Here is a 7085-nt window from a genome sequence, read left to right on the forward strand (position 1 = left end):
CCGAGTTCAGGTTAAATAGATTAATGCCGTATTCAAAGCACTTTGAATACGGCATTTTTATTTGCGGTAATTATTTTTTAGTGTTTGTTTTTCACGAGCGAAGTTTTTATAAAATAATATCTTTTAAACGCAGGCTGTCATCGCTGTTGCGTTCGCTCATTTGCGCCATAAATAACTCCGCTGTGGCAATAGCATCACTAAGGGCATTATGAGCTTGATGCTCAGGTAGTTGATATTTATGGCGTAAGTTACTCAATCTAAGCTCAGATGGGTCATAAGCAACATCGCGTTTATCAAGTTGCCGTTTAGCAATCGCTAAGGTATCAATGACGGGAAATATCGGGGCCATACCGTAATACTTTAAACATACTTGCGTGAGAAATTGTATTTCAATACGAGCAAAGTGAACTAACATTACTTTACCTGCTAATGCCTTTAGCAAGGCCTCAACTACTATTTTCCTGTTTAATCCCTTATCTTTTTGGCTATCAGTAATATGATGAATAATAACGTTACTTTCTTCTAGTTGCCGTTTAGTTCTGATTATTTGATGGAAACAGCTTTTTAATGCCATTTGTTGTTGCGTTATTTCAATAAAGCCAATACTAAGCAGTTTATCTTCTTTGGCATTTAAGCCGGTGGTTTCAAAATCAACAGCAAGTATTGGTAACTGATTAATTGGGGTATTTAAATCAGGTAATGGTACTGATAAAAAATCACGTAGAGCGCCTTTTGGGGCTTTTTTTAATAGCCGTTTTCGGCTTGCTTCGTAGCCAAGTAACCAAGAGGTTAGTGGGTTATTAACCATTATGCTTGCTCATTAAAAAAGGTGAGGTAAGTACTATCATTAGTAATTTGACTGACGTGCATCTTGTAATGTTTTAATCACCTTGAATGCGTCTTTTAAATGTTGGCGTTCAAGTTTCGATATTTCTTTAGGCGATAAATAGTTATCTGCACTTTCGCCTTTTGCTAGTGCTTTGGCTTGGTGTGCAACGCGCAACATCCCTAAAAACTCGTAAGCATCAATTAAATTTTCAGCGGAGGCTTTGGTTAAAGAGGGGGTTCCTGCTGCTTGTTGAATTCGTTCTATAGTATTTACCGCGCTAATTCCTTCTGCTAATGCATAAATTCTCGCTAAATCAACGACGGGGGCAATGCCGTTGTGTTTTAAGTCTAAGGTTGCTCGGTGTTTACCACTTTGCTTTAAAACAAAGTCACGGAAAAAGCCAAGTGGTGGTCGTAGTGCTAATGCATTTTTAGAAAGGTGAGCAATAAATAGGGTGTTTTTTTGGGTTTTTGTCAGTAGCTGTTTACGTACACTACGTAATAAAGAGGTATCACCGTAAATGGTTTCTAAATCAAAAAAAACGCTACTGTTTAATAGAGCTTTTGGACTCGGAGTATCAACCCAGGCGGAAAAATATTTATGCCAAACTTGTTGTGGTTGACGCCATTTAGGATTGGTCGCCATAATATCACCTGGGCAATAAATAAAGCCACATTCGGCTAAACCATCGCAGACAAAATGTGCTAGTTGCTCAAACCAAGCATCGTCGTATGGTTTCATACTGTTGCAAATAATAATGGCATTATCTTGATCTGAATGCGCGAGTTGCTCTTGCCTTGCTTGCGAACCTGCAGCAAGCCATGCATAAGGTACTGGTGCTGAGCCATATTTACTTTCAGCCATTTCAATGAGGCGTTTGGTAAATGCCATAGTAATGGCACTAACACTTTTTCCGACATGATCTGCACTACTGCCTAGTTTGGCTAGACGAATTTGTAGCTTAGGGAGTAATAAACTTATTTGTTTAAGCTCATCAATGCTATTGGCTTTATGAATTATGCTTGAGAGGTTAATCGCATTATGACCTTCATTATTAATTAAATCAGTGACGGTCACCATTCCCACTAAGTTACCTTGTTTTGTAACGGGTAAATGATGAATATGTTTAGCTGTCATCGTCATTAGTGCATCGTAGGCATTGTTTTTAATATCTATCGTGCTCATATTCTCAGTCATAATTGCACTGATAGGCTCACTAATGGCAAGCCCTTTAGCAACACAGCGTCGGCGAATATCTTTATCAGTCACTATACCTGCAGGTATGCCATCTTTGACAACAACTAAGCATGAGTAACCTTGCTCATTCATTTGAATAGCAGTTTCTTGAATGCTCTTACTCGCACAAATACTAGCAACGGGGCTATGGTAAAAATTACTTACTGAGGTATTCATTAAGGTTGAAGATAAAATTGCTTCTTCATTTACCTTAGTCATTTGAGTTTTTAAGCGCTGAGCGGAGTTTTGGCTGAAAAAATCGCTAATACTAGGGAAGCGTTCACCAATGGCTGTGAGTACTTCAACATTGACACTATAAATTAAACAGTCTTCATCGGTTTGTACTTGTTGTGCATCAACGTTAGTGTTTTTTTCTGCATGATAAAAAGCATCACATAAATCACTTTCACCCAAGCGGTTAATTAATTCACCATTACTAGATAAGCAACTAACGGCCCCTTTTCTGAGGATATAGAGTCTAGGTTCATTAATGCCTTTCGGGGGTAAAAAGTCACCCTTACGTACATAGTTAATATTTAACTCGCGTACTAAGTGCGCCAATACTTGTTTAGGCAAGCTATCAAAGGGAGGAATGCTTTGAATGAAAGCGCTAATTTCTGAAAGTTCAGTGTCCATGATGTCCAACCTAGCTTGCGAGTGAGCTGTTTTAGATGTTAGTGGTAATTTATGACCTTGCGCGCATATAAACAAGTGTTATTACCTAAACCTAGACTAAAGTGTGAGACGTTTGATTCACTGTTTTTATTTCAAGAAAAATCTAACGTTAACTTATGCTATTTATCATTTTTTATAATACTACAGAGACTGATAATAAATAGAACTTTTACTCTATTTTTTTTCGGTAAACTGCTGTTTTTTAACGAACTAGACTAAAGGCTAATACCCCGTAAAAAAAAAGCTTGTTAGATTAATTAACAGTAAAAGTTGAGTATGGATTTTTGCCACTGTTACTTAAAACGATGACTTATATTTACGATAAAATATGGATCAATTATTTAGGTATTAGTGACAGTAATCTATAGCGATACTTTCACTAAAAAATTATTACAACTTTAAGTTAAGCGTAAAAAAGCGAAATAAAAATATAAAACGCTAATAATAACGCTACGTCGCTAGGAGACTATTGTGGAAGAAAATAAAGAAGCATATTGGCAGGAAAATCTGCGCTTGATCTTTATCTGTCTTGCAATCTGGTTCGCAGTTTCATTTGGTTTAGGTTTGTTGCTTGTTGAGCCATTAAATGAATTTCGTCTAGGTGGGTACAAACTTGGTTTTTGGTTTGCACAGCAAGGATCTATTTATTCATTTTTAGGTTTGATTTTTTGGTACGGTGCCAAAATGAACAAGCTTGATAAAAAATATCACGCAGAGGACTAAAAGATGGATGAGTTAAAACTATATACATATATTGCAGTATTTGGCACGTTCGCCTTATATTTTGCTATTGCTTGGTGGGCTCGAGCAGGCTCAACTAGTGACTTCTACGTAGCGGGCGGTGGCGTTACACCACTACAAAACGGTATGGCGATTGGCGCTGACTGGATGAGTGCCGCGTCATTCATTTCAATGGCAGGTTTGATTGCTTTCTTAGGTTACGGTGGTTCAGTATTCTTAATGGGCTGGACCGGTGGTTATGTATTATTAGCCATGCTGTTAGCGCCATACATGCGTAAGCACGGCAAGTTTACAGTACCTGAATTTATATCTGACCGTTACTACTCTAAAACAGCTCGTATTGTTGCAGTTGCTTGTTTAATTATTGCGTCATTAACGTACATCATTGGTCAAATGAAAGGCGTAGGTGTTGCATTCTCTCGCTTCTTAGAAGTTGAATACGCGCTTGGTTTATATATTGGTATGTTCGTTGTTTGGGTATATGCAGTACTTGGTGGCATGAAAGGTATTACTTATACGCAAATCGCTCAATACGTTGTTATGATTTTTGCTTATACAATCCCAGCGGTATTTATTTCATTACAACTTACTGGTAACCCTATTCCACAATTAGGTTTAGGTAGCACATTAGCTGATGGCAGCGGTGTTTACTTGCTTGATAAGTTAGATATGGTAGTAACTGATTTAGGTTTTAAAGAATACACGACAGATAATTTAGGCGGCACGTTAAACATGTTTGCTTATACTATGTCATTGATGATTGGTACAGCGGGTCTTCCTCATGTAATTATGCGCTTCTTTACTGTTCCTTCAGTGCAAGCTGCACGTTCTTCTGCAGGTTATGCTTTAGTATTTATTGGTCTTTTATATACTGTTGCTCCAGCAGTTGGTGCTATGGCACGTTTAAACCTAATGAATACGATTGAACCTGTAGCCGGTCAAAATCTTGAGTATTCTGAGCGTCCACAGTGGTTTAAAGACTGGGAACAAACAGGTTTATTACAGTTTGAAGATAAAAATGGCGATGGTAAAATTCAGTACACTGCAGATGCTACAACTAATGAAATGGTGAAAGTTGACCGTGATATTATGGTACTAGCTAACCCTGCAATTGCTAACTTACCAAACTGGGTTATTGCTCTCGTAGCAGCGGGTGGCTTAGCGGCCGCATTGTCAACAGCCGCTGGTTTATTGTTGGCAATATCGTCCTCTATTTCGCACGATTTAATGAAAGGTGTACTAACCCCTGACATGTCAGAGAAAAACGAGTTGCTAGCCGGTCGAATTGTAATGACCATCGCGATTATTATCTCAGGCTACTTAGGGCTAAATCCGCCTGGATTTGCCGCCGGTACAGTTGCCTTAGCCTTTGGTTTAGCCGCATCAAGTATCTTCCCGGCATTAATGATGGGTATTTTCTCTAAGAAAATGAGTGGTACAGCAGCCGTTTGGGGTATGTGTTCAGGTATCGGTGTAACTATGCTTTACGTATTCCAACATAAAGGCATTATGTTTATCCCAGGTACTTCATTCTTAGGTGATATGGGTCCAGATTGGTTCTTCGGTATTTCACCTAATGCATTTGGTGCAGTTGGCGCATTGGTTAACTTTGCAGTAGCATTTATCGTACTTAAAGTGACAGGTCCAGCACCAGCTCATATTCAAGATATGGTAGATAACATGCGTGTTCCAGGTGAAGTGAGCGCAGCACACGATCACTAGAGAGCTCATGTAACCTCTAAGTAAAAAATAAAAAGGCTAGTCGACAGTATATTTAAAAAGTCGCCTAGCCTTTTCTGTTAAACTCTACGCACTAAGTCAAGTTATGTCACTTGAATGATTCATCACACAGATGACAAATCGACGATTAACTCCATTACGTATTAAGAAGATAGCCTTATGAATAAACATACAAAACTTGCTTTTATGGTTGCCCCTTTCCTCGCCATTTTTGGTTTTATTGGTGCTGATTTTTATGAAGAAGCAAAGGCTAATGATGAGAAAATAGTTCAACTATCTCCAGAGGGGCATTGCGATGTTATTAATCAAAGTTGCATACTTTCATCAGGTGAATTTCAAGTAAGCTTTGCTGATAAAGATGGCGTTATTGAAGTGAATTCAACTTTTCCTCTAGACACCGCAACGCTTTTTTTGGTTGATAAAAACGATAAAATGACACCTTACCCGTTAGGTATGAAGAAAAGCCCGTATTACTGGTACAGCAGTACGCCATTGGGAGAATTAATTAGCAACAAAGGCGAAAGCTATAAACTGCGTTTTATTGCTAATATTAAAGGCGGCCAATATATCTCAGAGTTTTATACCCAGACAGTAAAATAGTGGGCTCGTTAGAAAATAGGTTGCATAGCATGGCTCATGGTAGTTGCCATTTAAGTATCGGTGCTAACTGAGTCAGCTTAATGTTAACACCTCATACAGATAAATTACTGTGATTAAGCATAAAGCAGTTCAGCGAAGTCTTCTTCTAAATCATCATAATCCATCGATGTGATCCCTAAAACATCTAAAGCAGCATCTTTTATTTCAGCCCAGTCGGGGGAAATATTATGTCGTTTTACTCGTTCCACTATGTGTTCTGCTGCTTTTAAAGCGGCAAAGGTTAGTTGTTCTTGATTGCCTAAAATATCCGACAGGTAGTCAATATCATGATGTTGTAAAATTAATAAGCAGAGCTCTTTAGGTAAATTCCAAGAAGATGCTACGTAATAGCCTAAAATGGCATGATTTGTCTGATACCTATCTTCTTCTAGTACAATAGAATTAACCCCCGAGCTATTTGGTTCAATTAATAGTTCTTTATAGTCATCAAATTTCAGTGCGAGTAACGGAATTCCACAATTTTGAAATAAACCAATGGTATAGAGCATATCCACAGGAATTTCATTTTTTACTTTATTGCCAATAAAAGCCATGGCATTAGCAACATCTAGAGAATCATCCCAAAAGCGCTCTAAGGAAATGCAAGACTTACCTTGAAATGATGACTTAAGAAGTAATGCTGTTACTAGGCCATTAACTGTTTTTAAACCTAGCATCATAACGGCTTGTTTAATCTCCGAAATTTTCCTATTCATGCCATAAAAAGGGGAGTTAATGATTTTTAAAATGGCTGAGGAAAGCCCGACATCATTAGCGATTAAAATCGCAATACTATCTATGTCGGGTTCAACATCACTTAAAAGTCGTTGAATATCGGTTAGTATTTGCGGTTTAACGGGGATTTGAAAGCTAGAAACAACGGATTCCATTTTTTTATTATCTAAATTAAACATCTATACAACCCTTTATATTGAATTTATTGCTATTTTTGTGATAACACTAACGGTGCTTGATTAGCGTATAGCGTTGAATTTAGTTTAGACTAAGATTTAATAACTTGTAATTAACCTGAGCTTGGCTTAAAAATGTTTACCTAGCAGCTATTTTTCCTAACTTCTTCATTAAATCTACTTGCAATAGGCCAGCTATTGACGCGAAATTTGCCTTGAATTAAGAAAAACTATCAAGCTAGCGATTCAGAAAAGTAATTTTTGCTGATATTTCAATTTGTTAAATATCTCTTAAACCGAGTTCAGGTTAATTA

At 37.6% G+C, this 7085-nt stretch carries 6 protein-coding genes; 3 read left to right on the forward strand and 3 right to left on the reverse strand.

The features are described 5' to 3' along the window. Window positions 1-106: 106 nt before the first annotated feature. Window positions 107-808 carry an exonuclease domain-containing protein gene (locus KO495_RS02230; RefSeq protein WP_215978776.1) on the reverse strand — a complete coding sequence of 234 codons (702 nt, stop codon included), beginning with the start codon at window positions 806-808 and terminating at the stop codon, window positions 107-109. A gap of 39 nt (window positions 809-847) precedes the next feature. Then, entirely contained in the window at window positions 848-2701 is a 1854-nt protein-coding gene (locus tag KO495_RS02235) for a putative nucleotidyltransferase substrate binding domain-containing protein (RefSeq protein ID WP_215978777.1), read from the reverse strand. A gap of 510 nt (window positions 2702-3211) precedes the next feature. On the opposite strand from KO495_RS02235, the gene KO495_RS02240 reads away from it, so the two are divergent. From KO495_RS02240 to KO495_RS02250, 3 genes are all read left to right on the forward strand, one after another. Next, a complete protein-coding gene (locus tag KO495_RS02240; RefSeq protein WP_215978778.1) occupies window positions 3212-3463 on the forward strand; it encodes a DUF4212 domain-containing protein in 252 nt (83 codons plus the stop codon). 3 nt (window positions 3464-3466) lie between these two features. After that, window positions 3467-5203, forward strand: a complete 1737-nt coding sequence (locus tag KO495_RS02245) for a sodium:solute symporter family protein (protein WP_215978779.1) — start codon at window positions 3467-3469, stop codon at window positions 5201-5203. Window positions 5204-5380: 177 nt separating this feature from the next. Further along, window positions 5381-5821 carry a hypothetical protein gene (locus KO495_RS02250; protein ID WP_215978780.1) on the forward strand — a complete coding sequence of 147 codons (441 nt, stop codon included), beginning with the start codon at window positions 5381-5383 and terminating at the stop codon, window positions 5819-5821. Window positions 5822-5934: 113 nt separating this feature from the next. Here the strand turns inward: KO495_RS02250 and KO495_RS02255 are convergent, their stop codons facing one another. Next, a complete protein-coding gene (locus KO495_RS02255) occupies window positions 5935-6774 on the reverse strand; it encodes an HDOD domain-containing protein (protein ID WP_215978781.1) in 840 nt (279 codons plus the stop codon). Window positions 6775-7085: the final 311 nt, after the last annotated feature.

The sequence above is a fragment of the Colwellia sp. D2M02 genome, from assembly GCF_018860755.1.
Taxonomy (GTDB): Bacteria; Pseudomonadota; Gammaproteobacteria; order Enterobacterales; family Alteromonadaceae; genus Colwellia; species Colwellia asteriadis.

Excerpts from the sequence above, each read along its gene's own strand:
- KO495_RS02245 (WP_215978779.1), top strand. The coding sequence starts at position 3,467 with ATGGATGAGTTAAAACTATATACATATATTGCAGTATTTGGCACGTTC.
- KO495_RS02250 (WP_215978780.1), top strand. The coding sequence starts at position 5,381 with ATGAATAAACATACAAAACTTGCTTTTATGGTTGCCCCTTTCCTCGCC.
- KO495_RS02235 (WP_215978777.1), bottom strand. The coding sequence starts at position 2,701 with ATGGACACTGAACTTTCAGAAATTAGCGCTTTCATTCAAAGCATTCCT.
- KO495_RS02230 (WP_215978776.1), bottom strand. The coding sequence starts at position 808 with ATGGTTAATAACCCACTAACCTCTTGGTTACTTGGCTACGAAGCAAGC.
- KO495_RS02255 (WP_215978781.1), bottom strand. The coding sequence starts at position 6,774 with ATGTTTAATTTAGATAATAAAAAAATGGAATCCGTTGTTTCTAGCTTT.